The following is a 1,260-nucleotide window of genomic DNA, read 5'->3' as shown; positions in this document are numbered from 1 at the left end:
CGAGGAACGAGAAATTAATATATTCACCCCGACGCACAACGCTTGGGTCAGGTGCGCCGAAGGCGTCACCTGGACCCACTTGTTAGGTTTCTGGCTTGATATTCGATAATTCTGCCAGACCATTGTTTGACATAAACTTTAAAAGACAATATCGAATTACTCTTTCAAGTCCCGTAAATGTTGGTGCTATTGCAAGTGTTTTTGCATATTCCTTATCAGGTACTACAGGTTTTCCAAGCTGGACATCATCTAATCTGCTATTTGGCTTTATCCAGCCGCCAAACGGTGACCCAGTATGAACATATTTGCTTCTGAGATCGTATGCTGCACCAACCCGTTTTTCAAAATCATCATTTTTAAAATACCCGAACTCCCCTGATACTTCTCTTTGGTCAAAGAAGTCAGGACCAATCAATGATACAAGTGACTTAATAAATCTCTTTTTAATTGAGAGTAATCTACCTGATATATGACGTGCAATTTTATCACCGTTGGGCACATGAGTACGTATTTCAGCAAGATGCTTAAGAGTTACTGCATCTAAAACTTCATCTTGCTCATATGAATAATGACCTGAGATGATTTCACCTGCCGTAATAAGGTGTAGATAAGCTACTTCAGGTTCAGTTTCACATATTTGTATTGCTTGAGTATAAAATTTGCACGCAGCATATAGCTTTGACTTGAATTCCTGATCTATATCTTGAGTTAGTAGCAATTTCTCCAAGGTTTTAAAGTGTTCTAAGTTTAGAGGAACATTAAAACACCGCCTTGCAGTGTGTGAGTTAAAGGGAAGCTTATGATTGCAAATATTATTATATGCCGATAGGTCTGGTGTATTGTAAAATCCGCTCCCTTCAAGAAGACCGTGAGAATCAAATCTTTTCCCATAAAGCACAGATAACAATGAACAGACAATATCTCCGATATATGAATAATCTGGGATTACAACGCCGGCAGCTTTTGTATAACCTTCTGTTTTAAAGGCTAGAACAAATGCAGACCGAGAAACTGGATTTTCTTCTTCACGCATAAGTCCATTTGAATTAGAGAAATGCTGCCATGCATGTGATATTAATATGTCATCATTTTCATAACTACCGATCAATCTGCTTGTCGTTGATATCAATATTTTATGTATTGTTTCATCCGGCATTAACGGATGTCTTTTATTGCTCATGTAGAACTCGAATTATGATTGAAACCTAACGCGAAGTTGTGGGGCGCCGAAGGCGTCCCAGGCAGCTTGCTGCCGAACAC

General features: G+C 39.0%; 1 protein-coding gene. It reads right to left on the bottom strand.

Annotated features, from left to right (window positions below):
* Positions 1-82: 82 nt before the first annotated feature.
* Positions 83-1,180, bottom strand: a complete 1,098-nt coding sequence (locus QMA35_RS21725) for a HEPN domain-containing protein (RefSeq protein ID WP_281649220.1) — start codon at positions 1,178-1,180, stop codon at positions 83-85.
* Positions 1,181-1,260: the final 80 nt, after the last annotated feature.

Origin of the sequence: Parendozoicomonas sp. Alg238-R29 (genome assembly GCF_947331445.1) — a bacterium.
Taxonomy (GTDB): domain Bacteria; phylum Pseudomonadota; class Gammaproteobacteria; order Pseudomonadales; family Endozoicomonadaceae; genus Sansalvadorimonas.
Note: the sequence above shows the minus strand (reverse complement) of the source record. Positions and strands in the feature narration are given on the sequence as shown.

Bases quoted from the DNA above. Each gene is read 5' to 3' on its own strand.
- QMA35_RS21725 (WP_281649220.1), bottom strand. From the start codon at position 1,180: ATGAGCAATAAAAGACATCCGTTAATGCCGGATGAAACAATACATAAA.